The 24,010-nt window shown below is 50.3% G+C and carries 17 protein-coding genes; 8 read left to right on the top strand and 9 right to left on the bottom strand.

The window, feature by feature from the left end; genetic code table 11:
• Window positions 1-45: 45 nt before the first annotated feature.
• A complete protein-coding gene (locus H6G89_RS10085) occupies window positions 46-1,560 on the top strand; it encodes a hydroxysqualene dehydroxylase (RefSeq protein ID WP_190505627.1) in 1,515 nt (504 codons plus the stop codon).
• A 102-nt stretch (window positions 1,561-1,662) separates the two neighbouring features.
• Complete coding sequence (locus H6G89_RS10090; protein WP_190505629.1) at window positions 1,663-2,532, top strand: inositol monophosphatase family protein; 870 nt, start codon at window positions 1,663-1,665, stop codon at window positions 2,530-2,532.
• On the opposite strand, the gene H6G89_RS10095 is transcribed toward H6G89_RS10090, so the two are convergent.
• A complete protein-coding gene (locus H6G89_RS10095) occupies window positions 2,529-2,813 on the bottom strand; it encodes a hypothetical protein (protein WP_242059896.1) in 285 nt (94 codons plus the stop codon). The two genes, H6G89_RS10090 and H6G89_RS10095, sit on opposite strands and share 4 nt — an antisense overlap.
• A 353-nt stretch (window positions 2,814-3,166) precedes the next feature.
• Between H6G89_RS10095 and H6G89_RS10100 the strand changes: the two genes are divergently transcribed.
• Complete coding sequence (locus H6G89_RS10100) at window positions 3,167-3,967, top strand: class I SAM-dependent methyltransferase (protein ID WP_190505631.1); 801 nt, start codon at window positions 3,167-3,169, stop codon at window positions 3,965-3,967.
• Between the two features lie 58 nt (window positions 3,968-4,025).
• Window positions 4,026-4,577 (top strand): hypothetical protein, encoded by a 552-nt coding sequence (locus tag H6G89_RS10105; protein WP_190505633.1) that lies wholly within the window; start codon window positions 4,026-4,028, stop codon window positions 4,575-4,577.
• Window positions 4,578-4,761: 184 nt separating this feature from the next.
• Here the strand turns inward: H6G89_RS10105 and H6G89_RS10110 are convergent, their stop codons facing one another.
• From H6G89_RS10110 to H6G89_RS10140, 7 genes are all read right to left on the bottom strand, one after another.
• Window positions 4,762-5,436: a response regulator gene (locus tag H6G89_RS10110; RefSeq protein WP_190505634.1), complete on the bottom strand. Its 675-nt coding sequence runs from the start codon at window positions 5,434-5,436 to the stop codon at window positions 4,762-4,764.
• A gap of 72 nt (window positions 5,437-5,508) precedes the next feature.
• Window positions 5,509-6,750 (bottom strand): sensor histidine kinase, encoded by a 1,242-nt coding sequence (locus tag H6G89_RS10115; RefSeq protein WP_190505636.1) that lies wholly within the window; start codon window positions 6,748-6,750, stop codon window positions 5,509-5,511.
• Window positions 6,751-6,755: 5 nt separating this feature from the next.
• Entirely contained in the window at window positions 6,756-7,820 is a 1,065-nt protein-coding gene (locus H6G89_RS10120; RefSeq protein ID WP_190505638.1) for an adenylate/guanylate cyclase domain-containing protein, read from the bottom strand.
• On the bottom strand, window positions 7,817-8,194 hold the full coding sequence (locus H6G89_RS10125) for a response regulator (protein WP_190505640.1): 378 nt from the start codon (window positions 8,192-8,194) through the stop codon (window positions 7,817-7,819). The genes H6G89_RS10120 and H6G89_RS10125 overlap by 4 nt, the downstream gene beginning before the upstream one ends.
• A gap of 96 nt (window positions 8,195-8,290) precedes the next feature.
• On the bottom strand, window positions 8,291-11,440 hold the full coding sequence (locus H6G89_RS10130) for a response regulator (RefSeq protein WP_190505642.1): 3,150 nt from the start codon (window positions 11,438-11,440) through the stop codon (window positions 8,291-8,293).
• A 51-nt stretch (window positions 11,441-11,491) separates the two neighbouring features.
• Window positions 11,492-13,618: a response regulator gene (locus H6G89_RS10135; RefSeq protein WP_190505644.1), complete on the bottom strand. Its 2,127-nt coding sequence runs from the start codon at window positions 13,616-13,618 to the stop codon at window positions 11,492-11,494.
• Window positions 13,615-18,921, bottom strand: coding sequence for a PAS domain S-box protein (locus H6G89_RS10140; protein WP_190505646.1), 5,307 nt, complete (start codon window positions 18,919-18,921; stop codon window positions 13,615-13,617). The genes H6G89_RS10135 and H6G89_RS10140 overlap by 4 nt, the downstream gene beginning before the upstream one ends.
• A 249-nt stretch (window positions 18,922-19,170) precedes the next feature.
• Here H6G89_RS10140 and folP point away from each other — a divergent pair, with 249 nt between their 5' ends.
• The 4 genes from folP to H6G89_RS10160 all read left to right on the top strand — a co-directional run bounded on the left by folP (window position 19,171) and on the right by H6G89_RS10160 (window position 22,911).
• Window positions 19,171-20,037: a dihydropteroate synthase gene (folP, locus tag H6G89_RS10145; protein ID WP_199336645.1), complete on the top strand. Its 867-nt coding sequence runs from the start codon at window positions 19,171-19,173 to the stop codon at window positions 20,035-20,037.
• 322 nt (window positions 20,038-20,359) lie between these two features.
• Window positions 20,360-21,694, top strand: coding sequence for a TrkH family potassium uptake protein (locus H6G89_RS10150; protein WP_190505650.1), 1,335 nt, complete (start codon window positions 20,360-20,362; stop codon window positions 21,692-21,694).
• Between the two features lie 180 nt (window positions 21,695-21,874).
• Window positions 21,875-22,573 carry a potassium channel family protein gene (locus tag H6G89_RS10155; protein ID WP_190505652.1) on the top strand — a complete coding sequence of 233 codons (699 nt, stop codon included), beginning with the start codon at window positions 21,875-21,877 and terminating at the stop codon, window positions 22,571-22,573.
• A gap of 53 nt (window positions 22,574-22,626) precedes the next feature.
• Window positions 22,627-22,911: a hypothetical protein gene (locus H6G89_RS10160; protein WP_190505654.1), complete on the top strand. Its 285-nt coding sequence runs from the start codon at window positions 22,627-22,629 to the stop codon at window positions 22,909-22,911.
• A 349-nt stretch (window positions 22,912-23,260) separates the two neighbouring features.
• Here H6G89_RS10160 and H6G89_RS10165 read toward each other — a convergent pair whose 3' ends face one another.
• Window positions 23,261-23,461, bottom strand: a complete 201-nt coding sequence (locus H6G89_RS10165) for a hypothetical protein (protein WP_190505656.1) — start codon at window positions 23,459-23,461, stop codon at window positions 23,261-23,263.
• Window positions 23,462-24,010 lie beyond the last annotated feature (549 nt).

Genomic DNA, 24,010 nt, shown 5'->3' on the forward strand with positions numbered 1-24,010 from the left:
ATTGTCAAACAATCCCTTTTTGGGCATTTCACGGATTCAACCTCCATGTCTCAATCACAACGTCCAAACATTGTCGTTATCGGAGCAGGATGGGCAGGGTTGGGAGCAACCTATCATCTCGCCAAACAGGGGTATGATGTCACGCTATTAGAAGCAGGGGCATATCCAGGAGGATTGGTCGCAGGGTGGAAAACGGCTCAGGGGCGATCGATTGAAGCAGGCATTCATGGGTTCTGGTATCCCTATCACAACATCTTTTCACTGGTGGATGAGTTGGGTCTAAAACCTTTTACTCCCTGGACTCAATCATCGCAATACTCCCCAGCAGGCTTGGAGGTTGAGTCTCCTATTTTTCAAGATGAGCCGCAATTACCAACCCCACTGGGCACGTTTCTCTATACTCGGTTCCAACGATTACCCTTGAGCGATCGCCTCTCAGCATTACCGCTACTCTATGCTGTGGTTGATTTTGATAACTCTGACCAGGCATGGCGACGCTATGACCCCGTGACCGCGCGGGAGTTGTTCAAACAGTTTGGCGTGTCGGCACGGCTCTATCGAGATGCCTTTGAACCGATGCTGCTCGTGGGTTTGTTTGCTCCAGGGGAGCAGTGCTCCGCTGCTGCTGCGTTAGGAATGCTCTACTACTTCATCCTGGCGCACCAACCCAACTTTGATGTGGTGTGGTGTCGCGGTACGGTTGGCGAGATGATCTTTCGTCCCTGGGTGGAGCGAATCGAACAAGCCGGGGGGCGAGTCCTGACACAACGCCGCGTTACCGATGTGCGGTTGGAAACGGTGGGTGAAACCCTGAAAGCAACAGGAGTAGTTTGTGGGAATGAGGTGTTTGAGGCAGATGCGGTGATCTTTGCAGTGGGTGTGACCGGAATGCAAAAGATTGTTAGCAACAGCCCAAATCTGCGACGACTACCGGAGTTTTGCAAGTTGATGAATCTGGGAGCGATCGATGTGTTAGCCACACGGCTCTGGTTCGATCGCAAGGTGTCTGTTCCACGCCCTTCAAATGCCTGCTTTGGGTTTGACACAACAACCGGATGGACTTTCTTTGACTTAAACACGCTGCACGATGAATGGCAGGAGGCAGAGGGCAGTGTGATCGAAGCCGATTTCTATCACGCCAATCAGCTGTTGCCATTAGAGGATGAACAAATTGTGGCAAAGGTACATCGCGATCTGGCAACCTGCGTTCCTGCGTTTCACGATGCAACGGTAGTCGATCACAGTGTGGTGCGGCTCCCCAAAGCTGTCACTCACTTCTCACCGGGGAGCTACCCATCCATGTTGCCCAAGACGACCTGCATCGAGAACGTGTTAATGAGCGGTGATTGGATCACGACTCGTCATGGCTCCTGGTCACAAGAAAAGGCTTACGTCACGGGGTTAGAAGCAGCCAATCAGGTGATCGATCGCTTCCGAACAGGAGCCTCTGCCACGATCATTCCCGTTGAACCAGACGAACCCCACATTCAAACGGCTCGTTACATCAATCAAACTATTCGAGGATGGGCAAATCAATTTCCTAACCCATGGCTCCCTTAATTATGGAGTCTCCGTGCAATATATAGATGTCTCTATAAGAGCGTTTAGCGAAATATCTCTGCTGAATTTACGTTCTATCTTTAATGTTCAAACTCATTCACTATGTCACAACGAATTACACCTCGTCTCATTCTAGAAACGCTTTTGCCTCACCTTAAAGTTGCTGCAAATTATGCTCGAAATGTGCAAAGCCGAATCGCATCTCGCCCTGCAAAAGAGGGTGACAGTTTCTTCGCGACAGCTTTAAGTGATGCAGATCTTTCCATCCAAACGTTGATTGAAGTCACTCTATTAGGTACTTTTCCAACGATTCGGTTTTATGGTGAAGAGTATGAGCAATCCTATAATACGAAATACTTTCGAGCGATCGACCTGGGAGACAAAAATGATTATCTGGTGACGCTTGACCCGATCGATGGCACTCAGTTTTATCTGGATGGACACTCCAACTATCAAATCATCTTGACCGTGTTGAATTCAGATGAGTTTGAAGCAGCGATCGCCCTTACCCCTGCTCAAAACAGTTACTACTATGCGTTGCGAGGCGAAGGCACCTGGCAAGGAACGTTTGAGGATGATTTGTCAGCCTGCAAAACCCTTCGGGCTGATAAGACAAGTGCGACCATCTTCTTGGGATGGGGCATGGGGTGGTTAGCCCCACACTTAAAAGAACGTTATCAGGTACTCGACGTGGCAAAAGACTATTCCGCAGAGGTTCAAATTCCCAGTGTTAATGGCATCTTAAACGGGGAGTTGGCTGGAGTTGTGCTGCGGGCAGGCAAGCTGATTGACGGGGCGGCTCTGGCGTTTATCGCTCAGGAGGCAGGCTATATTGTCACAACTCATGACGGTAACCCACTGCCCCCGATCTATACGTGTGACGATTACACCCGTCCTGGCTTGATTATCGCTGCTTCTCCTGCCGTTCACATGCATTTGTTAGAAGCCGTCAACCAGGCTCAACGCGCCTAAATTTTGCCCTCAAATCGTTGAAACCAGACGAGATTGGCTACCGTTGTAATCACTAATGTGATACCGCCTCCAACCCATGCCAGCATTGGATCGTAACCGCCCCGACTGAGGTTCACCATCCAGCGATGTGTGAGTTCAGAAGACACAACCCAATCAGCAATCAGGGGAAAGAGATACATCAACGACGCTCCAACGATGAGCCAGCCCACCATCGAGGCGAGCAAAAAAATGGTTTTGGCGGTTGATTGGCTACCCATGGGCGATCGCAATACAGGACTCAAGTAAGAACTATAACAACCGAGAGATTAGTTGGAACGGGGTGCAGGGGTGGAACCCCTGGCTGGGGGCGCAGCCCCACACCCTTTGTATTAACTGTCTCGACAATTGCTATAGATTGAGATTACCACGGGAAATGCATGGCATGAAGAGGGCGAAAATCGGGCGATCGCTCCTCCGCTCATGGTATGGTTTGGAGTGATCTCATCTCCCTGTTCTAGAATGCTTACAGCAATTTTCATGTGTGTATGCCACACCAACCGTTTGCATCGCTTGAATTCATGGGTGTTCGCTGTGGGGTACTCGTTTGAAACCCGCTGTAAATCAGATGCAATGCCCAACTCAAGCATAAACTGCAATGCTTGAGCAGACTGTGGGTCAAACCAATCAACAAGCCTACACTGCACGTCGCCTTGTGCAACACTACGCTCAGTTGCAGCAACTCCAACCCGCCGAGCAGACTATTCTTGAATTGCTGCGAGATCGGTGGTCGAGTATGAAAATGTTAGATATCGGAGTGGGCGGTGGTCGTACCACGCAACACTTTGCCCCGTTAGTGCGGGAATACACTGGCATTGATTATTCCACCGACATGATTGCCGCTTGCCAAAATCGCTTTGCAGCATTCCCCCAAATACCTTTGCTTGACGTGTGCGATGCCAGAGATCTCAGCCGTTTTCCAGACAATACATTTGACTTTATTTTGTTTAGTTTTAACGGTATTGATTACATCCCTCACGGCGATCGCCTGAAGGTCTTTCAAGAAGTGAGTCGAGTTGGGAAACCTGGAGGTTATTTTTGCTTTTCGAGTCACAATCTCCAAGGCATAGAACGCGAATTAAATTGGAGAAACCACATTAGCCTGAACCCCATCACCAGTTACGTTAATTTAGTGATGTTCGCTCTACTCCGCTTCTTTAATCCCACTCTTTCGTCAACTCAACTGAGTGTAGCTAAGCACGTCATCATCAGAGATGAAAGTCACAATTTCCGCTTAAAAACTTACTACATCAGACCTCAAGAACAACTCAGCCAACTCGCAACCGATTTTGTAAACATCAAACTTTATTCCTGGAAGAGTGGGCTGGAAATCCTTGATGAGGCTGAATTGTGCGCAACCACCGAGATGTGGATTTATTACCTGTGCAATATTAAATAAACTCCATCTCTAACCACAGATTGTTCAGTTTGCTAGGCTGTAAAGGGGGGATGAGCCTATGGAGATTATTGGACAAGTTCAGGGAGACAACCTGACCGAATTGTGGGAGTGGGTGCAATCCCTCACGCTGTCTCCAAACACCATTCGTAGCCGCTACGCCCCAAATCGCCTGGTGAAATGTTTTGGTATTGCCTCCAATTTGCAATCGATCGCTAAAGGACGTGCCCGTTTATATCGAGTGGAAGACCCAGGCGATCGCATTCGTGCCCTGGGAGAAAGGTTGCTCCCCGGTTGGCACAGTCTGCTGGTCTGCGGAGGCGACACGACAATTCATTGGCATCGCGATCATGGGCACTTTGAAGGCATGGCGGTGATGGTGAACTTGGGAGAAGCGTTGTATTGTGAGCGGGACTATGACAAAGGGGAATTGCAACACACCCTCACCGATGGTCTGGTGATTCGCATCAACACTAAACTGCTCCACAAAGCTGTTCCCCTATCTACACCGCGCTATAACCTTACCTTCCGCCACCTCAAACCTGAATTTGTACCGCAAGTGGAAGAGACGATGGCTCAATTACAGTTACCTGTGTATAGCAGTACTCACTAAGGTTAGAACGGGGTGCAGGGGTGGAATCCCTGGCTGGAGGCGCAGCCCCTACACTCCCTTATGTCCTAATGCATATGCGTAGGGCTATAGTTCAACGCTGCTCGATCATGTCGAGATGCTGGCTTAATTCGTAAATTTGACCCGTACCATGACGATGCGGGTTGCAGTAACAACTTATTAAGCCTTATTTTTCGTCGGCGATCGCCCGGTCGAGTAACGGGGCAATGGAATTGGCAAAAATTGCAGCTTGGGTGCGATCGCGCAATTCCAGTCGTGCCAGGATGTTGGTGACGTGGTTGCGGACGGTTCCTTCTGAGATGTAGAGTATTTGAGCAATTTCGCGATTGCTAGAGCCTGCGGCAATCAAACGTAGCACTTCGCGTTCACGAGGAGTGAGTTGAGTGAAACCGGGAGGCAGATCGGGGAAGGGTTGGGGAGCAGGACGAGGCGTTTGGGCAATCATCTTCTGCACAATGCCGGGGGCAAGTTGAGTGTAGCCTTTGTAAACTGTGCGAATGGCGATCGCCAGTTCTTCAGAGGGGGTATCTTTGAGTAGATAGCCTGCGGCTCCGAGACGTAATGCCTCTGCGACATAGTGATCATCATCAAAGGTTGTCAACACCAGGACTTTAGTTTGGGGAAACTGTTGATGGATGGCTCCAGTTGCCGCGACTCCATCCATCACAGGCATTCGCACATCCATTAACACCACGTCTGGATGTAATGCCTCGACTTGTTGCAGGGCAGTCTGTCCGTTGTCGGCTTCTCCAACAATCGCCAGGTCAGCTTCGAGTTCGAGCAGGGCTTTGAGCCCCTCTCGCAGGATTGGTTGATCGTCTACTAGCAACACACGAATCATATCGATCTTTCGTAGATTAGATTGCTTTTAAGGCAGGACTACATCACTCATCTCAAAGGATTTAAAAAGGATTTAAAGGGGAATGTGAATCATCAGTTGAACGCCCTGTCCGGGTGAGCTATTGAGGGTGAATTGTCCCTGAATGGCTAATGTGCGTTCGCGCATACCTTGCAAACCGAATCCAGTTTGATTCTGGTTCACCTGAAAGCCGTTGCCATTGTCGTGATAGGTCAATTCCACATGGGTTGGGGTGTTATGCAAGTGAAGTCTAACTTCCGTAGCCGCAGCATGTTTGCAGGTGTTGGTGAGAGCTTCTTGAATGATGCGATAAAGGGTCGTGTTGATCTGATTTGGAAGGGGTTGCGTAAGGTAAATTTGACATTGGGGTTGGACGCCTGTTGTTTTGTAAAAGTCGTTCGTAAGTTGGGCGATCGCCTCGACCAACGACTGCCCCCGCAGTGGATCAGACCGTAATGTGGCGACGGATTGACGCACTTCTTGCAGAGCCGTTGAACCGAGTTGTTTTGCCTCTTGCAAAAAGGTTTGTGCTCTGGAGGGGTTGGTCTGCCATAGTTTCAAGGCTCCCTCAAGTTGAATATTGAGGGCAGTGAGAGCATGTCCAAGCGAGTCATGAATTTCACGGGCAATGCGGTTACGTTCCTGCACAGCCGCTAAATTTTCAACTTTTTGGGCATAGTCCCGTAGCTGCTCATTGGCGATCGCCAACTGTTGACGGCTTTGCCGTTCGGCGATCAGGGCATTGACGAGCAGCAACACGAACAACAACGCTAAACCAAACAACAGCACTGAATTAATCGCAAAACCCCAGATCAACAATCGAGATCGCTCTTCAAGGGCAAACGGCAATCGCACAATCAGATACTTGACCCGATATATCAGGATCAACAGAAATACGACGAACGCCATGCCAGTAATCATCAGTCGCCCTGCTAGGCGGAACATCAGACAACTACGGATGACCAGCACCAAATAGAGAAACGGAAACAGCCGCAACCCCCGCAAACCTGTAGCAGTCGCCAAAATGATGAGGGCAAACTCCGCAAGGACATAGCCAATTTTAGTGAGGGGACGACCCATAGGTAGACGTAACCCCATCACGCCAAACATAGCGATGCTGAGAATGGTCAACATGGGATAGCGCGACATCCGAAAGGCGGGATTCGGCAACAATTCGCTGAGAATGGCGAGTGCGACCAATCCCCATTCCAGGTACAGCAAAAACGGGAAAGGGTGGTTTTTGACGCGGATTGCGCCCACTGGGGCGATCGCAGTGTTAGACAGATCCCCCTGCATAAGCTCTACTTCCTACCGATGAGCAGATAGGTCACCATTTCACCTTTGCCCTTCACGTCGATCGCCCCTCGTCCTTGAAACTGGTATCGGTCTTTGAGTCGTTCATAAGTCTCGGCAGTGACTTGAATCTGACCCGGCAATCCCAGGGACTCCATACGACTGGCGGTGTTGACGGTATCTCCCCACAGGTCATAGGTAAATTTAGTCGTGCCAATCACCCCGGCTCCAACGGGGCCAGTATTGATGCCAATTCTCATGGTGAGGGGCTTGTTGAGGCTGAGTTCGGCAAAATCAAGAGCCGCGATCGCCGCTTGCATATCCAGGGCCATCTCTGCGATCGCCTCAACATGGTCAGGTCGGGGAATGGGCAATCCACCGACAACCAGATAGGCATCGCCAATGGTTTTGATTTTTTCCAGTCCGTGTTGCTCTGCCAATCGGTCAAAGGCAGAAAAGATCGTGTTCAACACGCTCACCAATTCTGTTGGCGATAGGCGGGACGACAACTCAGTGAAGTTGACAATGTCGGCAAACATTACCGTCACTTCTGCAAAATTATCGGCGATCGTGCGTTGCTGCTGCTTCAACTGGTCGGCGATCGGCTTTGGCAGAATGTTGAGCAGTAACCGCTCTGATTTTTCCTGTTCCTCCTGGAGTTGCTTGAGGTATGCCTGTTCCTGGTCACGCAGGCGTTTCTTCTCTAAACACGCCCCAATTCGCGCTTTTAACAGGGTGGGGTTAAACGGCTTAAACAGGTAATCTTCGGCTCCCAATTCGATGCAGCGCACGACGCTATCAATGTCATCGAGGGCAGAGATCATAATGACGGGAATGTGACGCAGGAGGGGGTCTGCTTTGAGTTGCTCCAGCACTTCATAGCCGTTTAACTCTGGCATCATAATGTCGAGGAGCACCAGATCAAACGGTTGGGATTGCATTTCTGAGAGGGCTTGTCGCCCGTTCTCAGCCACCACGACAGCCAGCCCCTGGCGGCGTAGCCGCTTTGAGAGCAGATCGCGGTTCATCTCGTTGTCGTCTACAACGAGAACTTGCCCCTGGTCAAGCTTCATACAACGTTTTGCTTCTCCAAAAGTGCCTCAATTTTTTCCAAAAGGCGGGCAAACTCAACGGGTTTGGTGTCGTAGTCGTCGCAACCTGCTTCAAAGCATTTCTCTTTGTCGCCCGACATAGCGTGAGCCGTCAGGGCGATGATGGGAATGGCACAAGTCGTAGCAGATTCCTTCAGTTGGCGTGTTGCTGTCCAGCCATCCAGGACGGGTAAGCTCATATCCATCAAAATCAGATCGGGTTTCTCTGCCTGTGCCATCGCAATCCCCTGTTCACCATCTACAGCAATTAAGATCTGGTGTCCTTTGCGCTCAAGTCGTCGGGACAACATATCTCGATTCATTTCATTGTCTTCGACCAGTAGAATTTTAGACATCTCTTATTATGATTAATTGCGTTTGATTAAGAAGTGTTATGGCGATCGCTAAACCCGGTAGAGGAAAGTAAAGAATTTTTACCCCTACACCCCGTTCTAACCCGTTGTTTGGCTGTTATGGGAGGTCGAGTTGAGGTAGGGATGAGGTCGATTCATCACTGCCAATTTGCGGATCTCAATAAGTACTTCTTCAAGGCTATACGCTCCTTTCTGGAGAATCTGCTCGACGTGGGTGTTGAGCCGCAGGCGATCGTCGAAGGTGAGGTCTTTGGCGGTCAAAATGACAACGGGCAGCGATCGCCACTTTTCGTGTTTTTGCAATTCGGCAATAAAGCCAAATCCATCCATCTCAGGCATCATCAGGTCAAGCAGGATCAGCTTGGGCTGTGTCTCAGCCAGACGCTCTAAGGCAACTCGACCATTTTCGGCTAACATCACCTGCCAGCCTTCCCGCTCTAACATGTGTTGCATCATGTCGCGAGTGAGGGGATCATCTTCAACTAGCAAGATCGAACAGGGGGGGTGTTCACACTGCACCCGTCTGAGAATGCTAATCAAGCGACTGCGATCAATGGGTTTCGTCAAATAGTCCGAAACTCCCAGGGCATAGCCCATATTCTTGTCATCTATCATTGTCATCATCACAACGGGGATGTCTGCCAATTCGACATCATTTTTAAGAACCGACAGGACTGTCCAACCATCCATTCCCGGCATCATGACATCTAGCGTGATGGCGATCGGGCGTACCTCTCTGGCAAGTCGCAGCCCATCTTCTCCGGTAAAGGCACTGCAAATTTGAAAGCCCTCCTTGCTCAAAAAGCGGCGTACCAGATCATGCACGGTGGGGTCGTCATCAATCACCAGAATGGGGGTAGTGGCATCGGTAGAAGCATCAGTTGCACAAGGCTCGCTGGTTGCTGAAGACGGTGTGAGAGCCATGACCTGAGTGGGGAGCAGCATGGTAAAAGTAGATCCCCGATTGACTTCACTCTCAACCTCTAAAGAGCCACCCATCATATGACAAAACCGTTGGGCGATCGCCAATCCCAACCCAGTGCCGCCATACTTGCGAGTTGTCGAGGCATCTGCCTGTGTAAATGCTTGAAACAGTCTGTCCATCTGCTCCGGGGTCATTCCAATTCCGGTATCAGACACCTGAAACTGGATGACCGATGAAGAACGTTCTGTCTTCCCCATTCCTTCTTGTGTCGTGCCTTCTTCTTCCCGGCTAACTCTCAGCGTAATCGTCCCCTGATTCGTGAACTTCGCTGCATTACTCAACAGATTTAGCAAATTTTGGCGAACCTTGGTCAGGTCGGCATACATCGTACCGATATCCGTCGGGTAGTCCACCACAAGCGTATTGTGGTTCTTTTCAATGAGCGGACGAATGGTGCTGACGACATCCTGAATCATCTGGGACACATCAAAGGGTTCCAGATAGAGATCCATCTTGCCTGCCTCAATCTTGGACAGATCCAAAATGTCGTTAATCAGCGATAACAGGTGCTTTCCGGCACTATGGATGCGTTTGAGGTCGGGGACAAAGTCCTCCTGACCAACATCCTCGGCTTCCTCCTGTAGCATCTCGCTATAGCCGATGATGGCGTTGAGGGGAGTCCGCAATTCGTGGCTCATATTCGCGAGGAACTGACTTTTGGCGCGATTGGCTTGCTCTGCCATGTCCTTCGCCTTTTGCAGTGCTTCGGCTTGTTTACGTTCCGTGATGTCGCGCAAGTTGACGATGATGCCACCCACGGTTTTATCGTGCAACAGGTTATTGCTCACCGCTTCCAGGATGACCCATGACCCGTTTTGGTGCTTCAGACATAACTCAAAGGGTGAACTGACTCCCCCTTCGACGACAGCCCGGTTAAACGCCGTTAGCACGGCTGTGGTTTGCCCTGGGTGAACAAATTCCAGGATGGAGTGATTTAGCACTTCATCAGGTTCATAGCCCAACACCGATCGCAACGATGCGCTGCCGTACTGGATCGTGCCCGATTCGCTGAGAATGGTGATGACATCTGAGGCGTTTTCAATCAGCGATCGGAAGTGAGCTTCGCTTTGGTGCAGAGCTTCTTTGGCTTGCAACAACCCCTGTTCACGTTCATGCACTTCCCGCGCCATGCGCTGAAAAACTCGTGCTAACAGACCCAATTCATCTGTGCGTTCGGCAGTTCTGGTGAGGGTGTCTAGATTAAACTGATTGGTCTGGATTGTGGTTGCTGCCAGGGTGAGTTGCCCGACAGGTTGGGTAATGCGGTTTGCCAGCAGGATGGAAGCACAAACCCCGATCGCCAGAATCAGAGCAGCGGCGATCGCGATACGTTCTAAATCTTTCATCATTTCTGCCTGGGCAGCGTTTGTGGCGATGTAGACCACCGTTGCCCCGGTGATCACGCCCCGTTCGCTTAACGTCGGCACCATCACTTTGACAATCGTGCCATCCAGGTAGCTAAACGGTTTGCCCTCGCTCATGACCCGTTGCAGATTGGCAAGATCGTTGGGGTTATCGAGGCTTTGCGTATTGGGCAATCCGGCAGTAACATGACGCGCCAGGTTATTCATCTGGCGATCGAGAATGCGAATGGCAATGATGTGTTCACCATCCACCAGTTCGGTGACCAGGCGGACTAACCCCAACTGCTGCCGAAACCGCTCTAACAACGCTGCATCGTAGCCCACCTGAACGATCCGGGGTTGGTCGATTCCAGCGACCCCCACATATTTAAAAAAGCGATCGTCAATCTCACGCTGCATGAGGGGTTGGTTGATCACGCTCTGTTCCCCCGTCAACAATGACCAGAAAGCACTCGCCTGGGGTTGCTGAGTCGCGTCAGGACTAAAGGTAAAGTCAATGCCACTCAGGTTACGCAGATAGGCACGTCCAGTTTCATCGGTGATCCAGATCTCGTCGAGGGGTGTTGTGTCGGCGATCGCCCGTAAGCGTTGGTTCAGCTCTTCTGAAGACATCCCCGATTCCTCGGCGATCGCGATCATGTGACTGGCGATCGTCGCCTGTACGATCATCTGTTCACCAATTGCCTGGTCGATGTCGCTTTGAACCTCGTTGGTAAAGCGAGTCATGCGTGCCAAAAATTCAGCGATGCGAATGCCATCTTCTTCGGTGTGCTTTAGCATCGCTCGTCGAGTGCCCCATGCAAACACCGAGGTTGTCACCAACACTGTTACAGCGAGGAGGGACGTGACCATCAAGAGAATACGAATGCGGAGGGTCATGGCTTAGCAGAGAAAGGGACAGGATAGAGCGACAATTAGCAATTTTAGGTTTTAGAGGCTGGAAGGAGATGCAGGGTGTCTCCACCGTTTGATCAGCGTTGGAGGGGATAGGGTTGTTGCGGTAGGGCTGGTAGCCGTAGAGTTCATGGGGATAGAAGGCAACAGAGTGCAGAGATGCTCAAGCACATCCGCGAAGTTCAGTTGGCTCTGGTGTAGCAGTTGTTCTGCCCAGTAGTAGAGGTGGGGATGGGTTGCCTGACTGAGGTCGGTAGGCAGAATGCTAATGAATGGGAGCGATCGCCAGGTGGGATGGTGGCTCAATTGGTGAATCAATTGAAAAGCCTCACCCGTGGGCAGCGTTAAATCGAGGAGCAGCAAATCGGGGGCGTGATTTTGCAGGTGAGCCAGAGCGGTTTGAGCGGTGTTAGCCGTGATCACACTCCAACCTGCTTTGCTCAGCAGTCGTTGTAGCATGTCTTGCGCCATGGGGTCAGCCTGCACAGATAACACCTGTTGAGGGTGTGATCCGAGATTGTGCTGTTGTAACAGCAGACTGAGACGACGAAAGTCATCGGGCGTGCTCAGCGATTCGCACAGCCCCAGGAAAAAAGCGCACTTCTGGATCTCAGCCGGGGGAGGGCTGTCAGCCGACGATGCCAGCATGAGAACCGGAATGTTAACCAGGCGGCGATCGCGCTTGAGACTGGACAACACTGCCCAACTGTCGCGATCGGGCATCAACGCATCCAACAAAATCACATCGGGCAACAGTTCCTTTGCCAGTCGCAACCCTTCTCTGCCACACCAGGTGGTGACCACCCGCAACCCACGCCGATTGAGGGTTTGTACCAACCCATCCCGGACAGTGCGATCGTTGTCAATGACCAGCACGAGGGCTGGCGTTTCTGTCTCCGTCTCGCTGCTACTGGGTAGCGCAGGAGCGACTGAAGAGGTTACCGATGGGGATTGGGCGGGTGATTGGGCGATGGGCGATCGCTCATGGACAGCGTTAATGGGCAGGCGTACCGTAAAGGTAGATCCCTGGTTTAAGTTGCTCTCAACGGCGATCGTACCGCCTAGCAGAGTACACAATCGATGGCTGATGGCTAACCCCAACCCTGTGCCCTCGTAACGGCGAGTGGGTGAACTATCCCCTTGAGTAAACGCCTGAAAAATAGTGTGCTGTTGCTCTGGCGAAATCCCAATACCCGTGTCAGTCACACGAAAGATCATCCAGCCTGTGTCAGAGGGGTCGGTTGTCGGTGCTGAATCGGCAGGTAAATCGTGTCGTTCAATGCTGAGGGCGATCGCTCCATTTTGAGTAAACTTGGCAGCATTGCTCAAGAGATTCCATAAGATCTGACGCACTTTACCCAGATCCGCATTCATAGTACCCACATTCTCAGGACAACTGATCTGTAACGTATTGTGATTCGCTTGAATCTGCGATTGCATACCTGTCGCTAGTTGATCCATTAATGCCTGAATGTCGAATATTTCGGGGTGTATTTCGATCTTGCCCGCTTCAATCTTGGAGATATCAAGGATGTCGTTGATCATCTCCAATAGTCGTTTTCCAGAACTACAAATCTTGTTCAAGTCAGGAATTAATTCAACATATCCTTCGGCTTGCATATCCTCTTGCAGGATTTCACTGTAACCAATAATGGCATTCAAAGGAGTTCGTAATTCATGACTCATGTTGGCTAAAAAAGCACTCTTAGCCCGGTTTGCCGCTTCTGCCAGTTCTTTCTCAATTTGCAGTTGTTTTAAGTAGGCTTGTTCCTGATCGCGCAACCATTTTCGCTCTAAACAGGCACTCACTCGCGCCTTCAAGAGAATCGCATTCAGAGGTTTAAATAAATAATCTTCTGCGCCGAGTTGAATACAACGCACCACTCCATCTAAGTCATCAGCAGAGGAAATCATGATGACCGGAATGTTTTTTAGAGCCGAGTTGGATTTGAGTTGCTCCAGCACGCGATATCCGTTCATCCCCGGCATGATGATGTCTAACAAAATCAGGTCAAACGACTGCGTCTGAACCAGATCTAACGCTTGCTCACCGCTTTCAGCCATGCTCACGGTGTACTGTTGTTGTTGCAGTTGCCGAGACACATACAGGCGAGTCGATAGTTCATCATCAACTACCAGTACGGCTCCTCGGTGTTCGGTCATGGCGATGCCTCCTTCAGCCTTGAGTGTTGATGGCGAATGCAAGTTAAGACAAGATCACGAACTTCTTGCAGTAAGTCATCGCGACTGTAGGCACCCTTTTGTAAAATCTGTTCGACATACCCGTTGAGATGCAGGTGATCGGCTGGCGTTAAATCCATCGCGGTCACCACAATGATAGGAAGCGATCGCCACTCTGGGCTTTGTCGCAATACACGAATGAATTCAAACCCGTCCATTTCGGGCATCATCAGATCCAGCAAGATCAGATCGGGCTGATGAGCTGCAACCTGTTGTAACCCGATTTGACCATTTTCGGCTTCTAAAACGATCCACCCTTCTTTCGCCAGGATACGCTGAAACATCTCGCGTGTCGCCCCATCGTCCTCAACAATCAACACCTGTCCGGTTGTGGTTGTCAGATCATCAACTCCCACCGGACGGTAGTTTTGTAGCAGTTTGGCGAGTCGCTTGTAGTCGATGGGTTTGGTCAGATAATCGGATGCGCCGAGGGCAAACCCCCGGTCTTTGTCATCGACAATCGTCATCACGACGACTGGAATATCGGCTAACTCTGGGTCGGCTTTTAACGCAGACAGCACTGTCCACCCGTTCATATTGGGGATTAAGACATCCAGCGTAATGGCGATCGGGCGGAGGTTGCGGGCGAGCTGTAACCCATCTTCGCCTGTGTTAGCCGTTTCAACGTGAAAGCCCTCCTTGGCCAGGTAATGGGCAACCAACTCACGCACAGAGGGGTCGTCATCAATCACCAGGACAGTTCCCTGGGAGGCATCGATTGGTGTCGCTGCGGTGTTGTCGTCGATCCGCATTGTGGATGGCAGTCCATCAGGCGTGTGATCGACCAACTGCATTGGCAGGTGAATCGTAAAGGTTGATCCTTCGCCTAAAGTGCTGTGAACTGAGATGTCACCGCCCATCATCTGGCAAAACCGTCGGCTGATGGCTAACCCCAATCCGGTGCCACCATACTTGCGGGTGGTAGAGGCGTCTGCCTGAGTAAATGCCTGAAACACTTTTTGCATCTGTTCCAGAGTCATGCCAATGCCCGTGTCAGTCACACGGAAGGTGATCCAGGGTTGCGATGAAGCGGTCGGGGCGATCGCATTGTTAGCGTCTAGAAGGCTGGTGTTCGGGTCAGTCAGCCCTTCCGTTGGGGTGGTTTGCTCAATGGTGAGAGTAATCGTGCCATTTTCGGTAAATTTGGCAGCGTTACTCAAAAGATTAAACAAGGATTGACGCACCTTGGTCAGGTCAGCGTGCATTCTGCCCATGGATTTGGGGCAATTGACAATCAAGCGGTTAGCATTTTTCTCAACTAATGGACGAATTGTGTTTTGCACTTCCGCCACTAAATTAGCCACCTCAAAGGTTTCGAGGTAGAGATCCATCTTGCCTGCTTCAATCTTGGAGATATCGAGAATGTCGTTAATCAGAGCAAGCAGATGCTTTCCGGCTCCCTGAATCTTTTCCAGGTCAGGTGCGATATCGGCATAGCCCGCATCTTCGGCGTCTTCTTGCAACATTTCGCTATAGCCGATGATGGCGTTGAGCGGAGTTCGCAGTTCGTGGCTCATGTTCGCGAGAAATTGACTCTTGGCACGGTTTGCCTCTTCTGCGGTTTCTTTTGCCTGTTGCAGTTCTTCTTCAGTGCGTTTGCGATCGCTAATGTCAAAGATCACCCCATCCAACCACAACACATTACCTGCGTCGTTAAATACCCCCTGCCCTTTCTCATACACCCAGCGGATCATGCCATCCGAACGAACGACGCGATATTCCACGATATAGGGGCGGCGTTCTGCCAGTGCCTGATTGATCTCACCTCCAATGCGGATCACATCTTCCGCATGAATCAGACTGGCAAAGTTGAGAATGCGATGTTGCGTGAAATAAGCGGCGGGATATCCCACAATTTCTTCGATTGCATCACTCAAAAACTCCATCGTCCAACTGGCATCGTTGGTACAACGGTAAACTGCACCGGGAATGTTGTTGACCAGCGATCGAAACCTCTCTTCGCGTTCGCGCAAAATTGCTTCCGCCTGCTTGCGTTCGCTGATATCCTGACAGACGCAGACCAGTTCCCCACCTTCGACCAGCGTGAGGGAGACTTCCTGGGCAAAGGTAGAGCCATCCTTGCGCTTGCCGATCGCCTCGCCTCGCCATCTTCTTTGTGTCGTCAAAACGGGGAAGATCTCTTGCTCAAACCGTTCAATCTCATTGGGGCAGTACAGATCGCGCCAGGTTTTGCCAATCAGTTCCGCCGGATGGTTATAGCCAAACAACTCAGAGTGGGCTGTGTTGAGATAGATGTAGGTGTCGTCTCTCAGGATGGCAATGCCATCGTTGGCGGCTTCAACGGCTGCCAGTTGCCGCTCCAGGGCGTCTTCGGCGTACTTGCGCTCGGTGATGTCTTCGACGGTTCCTTCGTAGTAGAGCAACTGGTCGTTATCGTCGTAAATGGCCAACGCATTTTCAGAGATCCAGATAATGCTGCCATCCTGGCGATAGATCTGTGACTCAAAGTCTGAGACTCTACCCTGTTCTGCCATTAACTCGATGAATTCCTGGCGGCGATCGCGCTCAACATACAATTGATGCTCGATGTTGGTCAGGTTGGCGATCAGTTCATCCGGGGAGTTGTAACCATAGATAAACGCCAGAGCCGGGTTAGCACTGATAAATTCTCCGTCGGGTGTCGTCTGAAAGATCCCGGTCACCGAATTTTCAAAGATACTGCGATATTTTTCTTCGGCTTGGCGGAGTGCCTCTTCAGTCCGTTTGCGTTCACAACTCTCCAGTGCCAGTGCAGCAAAGTCAGCGATCGACCCGGCAAAGTTGCGTTCCGTCATCGTCCAACGGTGGGGCACATCCACGTACTCGTGGCAGACGATCCCGACGATTTCTCCGGCAACCCGAATGGGTGCATCCAGACAAGATGTCACCCGACAGGGAATGAGGTAGTTGTGAAGAAACTCGTGCATCCGGTAATCGTTTTGAGCCTCATGGGCAGCAATAACCCGGCTGACGGCTAATTCTCGAAAATAAACTGGGTAATCTGAAGCGACCAAAATTTCACCAAAGGAGTGGATGTTGGCAGTCCGCTCATACAGATCAACGCAGCTAAGAGCCGTGCGATCGCTGTTGTATAGCCAGATGCTGACTCGTTCAACTTCCAGCGATTGAGCAACGGCTTCGGTAATTGTCTTAAACGCAACCTCTAAGTCTCCAGAGGACAAGGCTTTGTTTTGTGCCAGGTTTGCCAATGCCTGACTCTGTTGCCGCAATCGCCGTTCACTTTCTGCCAGCGCAAGCTCAGCCTGTTTGCGATCGGTGATATCCATTACCACTCCACTCAATCGCAGCGGATTACCTGCCTCATCTCGAATCAACTCGCCCCAACTGCTGACCCAACGCTGGGTGCCATCTTTCCAGATGATGCGATATTCAGGCTTGTAGCTAATGCCATCCTGGATCGTGCGCTGTTGTGCCTGCAAAATCACCTGGCGATCGTCCGGATGCACAAAACTCATGAAGTCGTCATAGTCTCCTCGAAATGTGCCAGGAGCTACGCCAAATAGCCCCTCCGTTTCGCTAGACCATTGCTCTTCGCCGGTCACCATGTTCCATTCCCACGCTCCCATATGGGCAGCGGTGAGTGCGATGCTCTGGAGTTCTTCGGTCTGACGCAGGGCGGCTTCTGCCTGCCGAGTTTTGATGAACTGACCAATTTGGTTGCCAATAGTTGCCATCATGGCTAACAGGTCATCATCGGAGGCTTGGGTGTTGCGACTCAAGAACGACATCACTCCCAAAACTTCCTCATTGTTGAGGATAGGAAACCCACAAGCAGCATGTAGCCCAAATTTAGCCGTGCGATCGCCCCGAATAAAGGTGGGATCTTTGGTGACATCAGCAATCCACATCGGTTTTGCCTGTTGCCAGACTCGACCCACCATGCCAACGCCGCTGGTAAAAGTGATCTCTCGGTTAATTGCCTCCAGTTCGGTAATATCGATGTCGAGGCAATGCCAGCTTTCCACAAATTGCAATGCATTGGCATCAGAATCAATGCTCCACAGTTCTCCAACGTCCCATTGCAAGCTTTCACAGATGGCTTGCAGGATTTGAGGAGTAGCTTCATTCAGGGTTTTAGACTCTGCCAGAATGCGGGTTGTCGCATGTTGGGCACTGAGCCGTAATGCGGCTCGTCTGCGACCGGACAGATTGCGACTAAAGGTGATAAAGAGGTAGAGGGTGCTTCCCAGAACGATGAGGGCAAACGTCCCTATCCAACTAATTTTTTGAAACGATCGCTGAACTCGCTGTTGTAGCAAGCGGTCAAGCTGCTCACGGGTCTGTTGCCAGAGCGTATGGCTGGTGTTAAGGGCAACGGTGGCAACCTGCTCATATACCACCGGGTCGTAGGCAATTGGCTGAACCTGTACGGTTTTTAACTGGGCGATCGCCTCATTCAACACTCGAATAAAGTCGGCTGTCGCCGTGACAGTGGCTTTGACGGAGGGTTCCAGGCTGGGTTGCAGCGTTTGGGCAGTATCTTGTTGATAGGCAACTGCCATGTTGTGAGCCAGGGTGTTGACATTTGCCTGCAACAACCCCATCAACACTGTGAGGTTTGCTCTGCGCTCAGGGGTGAGGGTTTGGCGGTTGACCACATCTTCTCCCAGAAGCCTTAGCTGTGCCAGCAAGTCCTCTGCCTCTGGTAGCCGCAACAGCGTTACATCTATCAGGTAATAGCTGTCTAAATCGGGATCGAGGATGAGGTTAGAGCGATCGCCCACTTGCGAGATTAAACCCCGCAACGTTGCCGTGAGATTGGTGTAAAGCTGTTGAATTCGTATGTCTTCTTCTGGGCTGGTCTTTGCCTCAGCCAGCTGTTGTTTCAAGTGTTGCCAGCTTTGTTGCAGAGAGGTTACTAATTTAGCGGTGTCTGATGGCTCATCCCACACAGGGTCAAGATCGATGAGAGCGGCTAAATCAGCATCAACTCTGGTTTGTTGCTCCTCTAGTTCGGTTTGAGAGACTCCACGACTTAAGTAACGATGGGCTAGCAGGCGACTTTCAGGAATATCGAGTAACAACTGCTCTAGGGGGCGCAGGTAGGCGGTGCCATAGAGTTCGGACTGGGCAAAATCAATCCGCAGATGAATTTCTGAAATCAACTGATAAACCACTACAACAAACGGCAGGATCACAATTAATAGCAGCGCAATCAGGCTACATTCTTCCTGCGTATGTTTGCGTAGATTGATTTTAAGCATGAGTCTCTCCGGGCGATAGCAGGGGGAAATGCATCTTCAGAGGCAACGGGCTGAAGGTGTTCTATTCCTAATGTAATGAAGTCAATCAGCGAGGGACAATCCGGAAAATCTTGTCTTTCCTTCCTTGAAACCTGAATTGACAGTCGTTCCACCCTGATCGGCACGCAATCTAGCAATCGTAAAAGCTTAATGGTATAGTTCCCAGGTTCTCTGTATTTTAACGATCTACTTCAGCGTTTAATGCAATTGATGGAGTCAACGTGGAGGTTGCAAGGGGGGCGATCGCTCACCTGGGGGCAACAAACCTATGTAATGGGAGTGTTAAATGTTACGCCGGACAGCTTCAGTGATGGCGGACAGTTTAACGATCTAACGGCGGCGATCGCCCAGGCACAGTACTTAGTTGAGTCGGGAGCCGACATCCTGGACATTGGCGGACAATCGACTCGCCCCCAGGCAGACATAATTTCTTTGTCAGAAGAACTCGATCGCGTCATTCCCGTGATTGAGGCGTTGAGAGCAGGCTCATCAGAATTACCTCCGCTCTCAGTGCCCATCTCGGTCGATACCACCCGGTCAGACGTGGCACGAGCCGCGATCGCCGCAGGAGCCGATATTGTCAATGACATCTCTGGGGGAACCTATGATCCAGATATGTTGCCGACTGTTGCAGAACTCGGAGTGCCCGTTATCCTCATGCACTTGCGGGGCACTCCCAAAACCATGCAGCAGTTGACCAATTATGAAGACCTGATCGGTGAGATTAAGGCTTTTTTGCAGCAACAGATTGAGCGATCGCTTTCCCTCGGCATTGCCAAAGCCCATATCGCCATTGACCCCGGCATCGGCTTTGCCAAAACCTACGATCAGAATTTGGAGATTTTGCGGCGATTGCAAGAATTTCGCACCCTGGATTGCCCCATCCTCGTCGGGGCATCCCGCAAAAGCTTTATCGGTCACATTCTCAACCAACCCGATCCCAAACAGCGAGTCTGGGGAACCGCTGCTGCCTGTTGTGCGGCGATCGCCAACTCTGCCGACATTGTCCGAGTGCATGATGTCAAAGAAATGCGCGATGTGTGCCGTGTCGCGGATGCGATTTATCGAGGCAGGTAAGGGGAAAGGGGAAGGGGAAAGGATGAACGATAAAGGATAAAGGATAAAAGGGAAGAGGCGCGATTCATCGCGTCTGTGCAAAAGGAGTAGGGATAAGGGATGAAGGATGAAAAATGAAGGATGAGGGATAAAAGATAAAAACGGTGACAGACAGGCTTTAATTTACATAGCTCATTCATCATTGCTCGGCTCATCCACCCATGTTCTCTCTATCAAATGCTCATGCTTCGCTACGCTGTCGCTAACGAAACCTCATCTTGATAGACGCGATGAATCGCGCCTCTCCCCACTCCCCATTCCCTATTCCCCACTCCCTCTTCTCATGACGGTTTCTAGAACGATTTGCCTGGGTTTTTTGGCTGTGATTGCGATCGGCACCCTGTTGCTGTGGATGCCCTTCTCGACCAGTGATGGCTCATGGAATGATCCAATTGTGGCGTTGTTTACCAGCACCTCGGCAGTTTGTGTGACCGGGCACATTGTGGTAGACACAGGCACTCACTTTTCTCCCTTGGGGCAGTTTTTCATCCTTTCCCTGATTCAAATTGGGGGGTTGGGGTACATGACCGCCACCACCTTTTTGTTGCTGATTTTGGGACGTCGATTTGGTCTGCGCGACAAGATCGCTCTACAACAGGCGTTAGACCGACCCAATATGCAGGGCAGTACCCAGGTGCTGCGATCAATTATCGCGACAACGCTGATTTTTGAACTCACAGGAGCTTTTTTCTTACTGCCTACGTTTGCTCGCGATCACGGGTTAAGCCAGGGGTTGTGGCTCTCCATCTTCCATAGTGTGAGTGCCTGGAATAATGCTGGGTTTAGCTTGTTTTCCGATAACCTGGTGGGCTATCAGTTTTCGATCCCGGTTAACCTGGTGATTACAGGGCTGATTATCTTCGGGGGAATTGGCTACGAAGTGATTTTTGAGTTGTTCCTGTTGTTGCGCGATCGCCTCACTCGCTCAACTGAACGGATTGTCTTCTCTCTCAACTTCAAAGTGGCAGTCAGCACCACCATCATCCTGCTGGTTGTCGGCACGATCGCCATTTTTCTGACTGAATTGAACAACCCTGAAACCCTCGGTCCAATGAATTTTGGTCAGAGACTCATTACCGCCTGGGCACAGGCAGTCGTCCCCAGAACGGCTGGATTTAACACCATCAATATCGGAGCGATGACCGTCCCCTCCCTGTTTATCATGATCGTCCTGATGTTTATCGGGGGTAGCCCTGGAGGGACAGCCGGAGGCATCAAAACTACAACGCTGCGTGTTTTGACCAGTTGTACCAAAGCCATTTTGCAGGGCAAGGAAGAAGTGATCCTCTACGATCGCCAGGTTCCCGTATCCCTGATTCTCAAGGCGGTGGGTGTAGCGGTCGGGTCACTGGTAACAGTCTCCGTGATGACCATCCTGATTACGTTTAGCGATCCAAATATTGATTTCATCCGAATCCTGTTTGAAGTCATGTCTGGATTTGCAACCGTTGGTCTTTCTACAGGCATTACAGCAGGGCTGTCTACCTTTGCCAAGCTGGTAATCGTTGCCACCATGTATATCGGACGGGTGGGTGTGTTGCTATTGATGGGGGCAATCTTAGGTGATCCAAGTCCTACTGCTGTCAGATTTCCAGAGGAGAATTTGCTGGTGGGTTAAGGAAGTTAACACAGTTGACACAAATCTTGATAGCCTAAAGAGTGATACATCTTACGCTTCAGTTTCTGGATGATGTCTTTACATTTGCTCTTTAAAGGTCTGGCATCTCCAGCATCTACAGAACTACCGTTGATTGGATCAAGATCGTTTTTATTAATCAGTGATCATTGGAGTTGATCGGTGAATTTATCCTCGCTGAGCTTTTTTCGAAGTCTGCGAACTGGCAACAAGCAGTTTGCCGTTGTCGGGCTAGGGCGTTTTGGTCGAGCCGTTTGTGCATCATTACATAATCTGGGATACGAGGTTTTGGGCGTTGATTCTGATGAACGGCGAGTTGCCCAGATTCTCACAGACCAGTTAGTGTCTCACGCCGTGCAACTGGACTCCACCCAACCTGCGGCACTTAAAGAAGCAGGGTTATTTGAGTTTGATACGGTGATTGTGGCGATTGGTAATTACGTTGAGGAAAGCGTTATTACCACGATGAACCTGAAGGAAGCCGGAGTCGCCCATGTGGTAGCAAAAGCTTCTTCAGAAATCCATGACAAATTGCTGCGGAAGGTCGGTGCAGATCATGTGATTTTCCCAGAACATGAGATGGGCTGCTCTCTGGCGCGATCGCTCACCAAACCCAACATTTTAGAGCGGTTTGAGCTAGACCCCGATCACAGCATCGTTGAGGCAGTGGTTCCTGCTGAGTTTGACGGCAAAACAATCGCTGAACTGGAACTGCGGAGTCGCTATGGGTTAAACCTGTTAGCCGTGAGCCGGGGCGACAAGTTTGAAATTAACCCCTATCCGGTGATGCGCCTGCAAAAGGGATCGGTGATGGTAGTGATTGGGTCTAATCGCTGCATCGATCGCCTACCGACCGCATAAGGCATAGCAACCGAAGGGTTAGTTAACATCATTTCGGTTTAAGAGTCTGGCGAATGAATTCGCGGCTACTAGAGCGAAGTCCGCCGACGCGGACTCCGAAAAAGGCAGGATTTGACGAACCGACGCAGGTCGGTTTTGCTCCTGTAGCTGCGGTTTTAACCGCCGGAGGACTACAGGGGGTCGTTGATTTAGCGCAGCCTCATAATTTAATTGGGATAAGTCGGTATCAGGTCATCCGGTTAAAACCACAGTTACAACGGTTTAAACAAAACCTACATCGGTTTGAACGCGAGTTACTTTCGTTTGAACGATTGCAGCTAATGCTTATATCTTTCTAGCTTTTGCTTAAACGAAACTTATACTTGTTTGAACGTGAGTAACTCTGATTCAAACGATTGCAGCTAATGTTTATATCTTTCTAGCTTTTGCTTAAATGAAACTTATACTTGTTTGAACGAGAGTTACTTTCGTTTGAACGATTGCAGCTAATGCTTATATCTTTCTAGCTTTTGCTTAAACAACGCTTATACTTGCTCGAATCAGCGTTACTCCAGTTCAACCTTTTCTAACTTGCTTTCAACGATCAACGAGTCGCGATTACCCCAAAGGGAGAACTGCTTCGCACCACCACTGCATTCCAGATCTGCGACTTCTTCGAGAAGTCGCAGATCTGAGCACCCAAAAGAACTATCGCTCTAACACCGTCATAAACTTGCCTTGAGCAAACGGGGCAGGAACAATCGGCATAAAGTGAACTCGATCAGTCACAATCTGCTTCACATAAAACTCGTTAATCGTGTGTTTGACTTGCTCTCGTGTCCCAATAATCCAAATCTGCACTTTTTCGGCAGGCGGAACGGGCAGCAGTTCGTTGAACTCTGTAGTCATAGTATTTGTGCCTCACTGAAGGAGATAAACTGTAGCGAAGAAAAGCTTAAGGCGTGGTTTCCTAACCACTTGTTTTGCTTCAGTAAGGCGATTGATCCTAAAATCAACACAGCCTAACCTCCTGCTGATTCCAGGAGTTAGGTTAGCTGGTTAGGAGTGCTGGTAACACTCTTAATCAGCGTTATCCTCACCTTAAGCTTGTCTACTGGAAATCCAGTGTTTCATAGAATAATCCAAAGGAAGATTGTAGACAAGCGTACTAAGAGAATTGTTTCACCCGAATCACATCGCGCACCGAGCCGAGCAACTTTACAGGACAAGGCAGGGCTTCACTGATCCTGGAAATCGATCTAATTGGACTATTCGTGGATTAGTATGCAAGCAAAGCGCATAGAACCAGAAGAAATGCAGAGCACAATCAACGCATTCTCTGAGCAGAGGTTAATATGGAAGTATTCAAATCCGCCTAATATCCCAATTTTCCAAATGGCGTGAGGAAATCATTCTAATTGGGTTCTACAGGGGTATTAGGCTGCAAAAATCGATCTA

The organism is Oscillatoria sp. FACHB-1407 (assembly GCF_014697545.1).
Lineage (GTDB): Bacteria > Cyanobacteriota > Cyanobacteriia > Elainellales > Elainellaceae > FACHB-1407.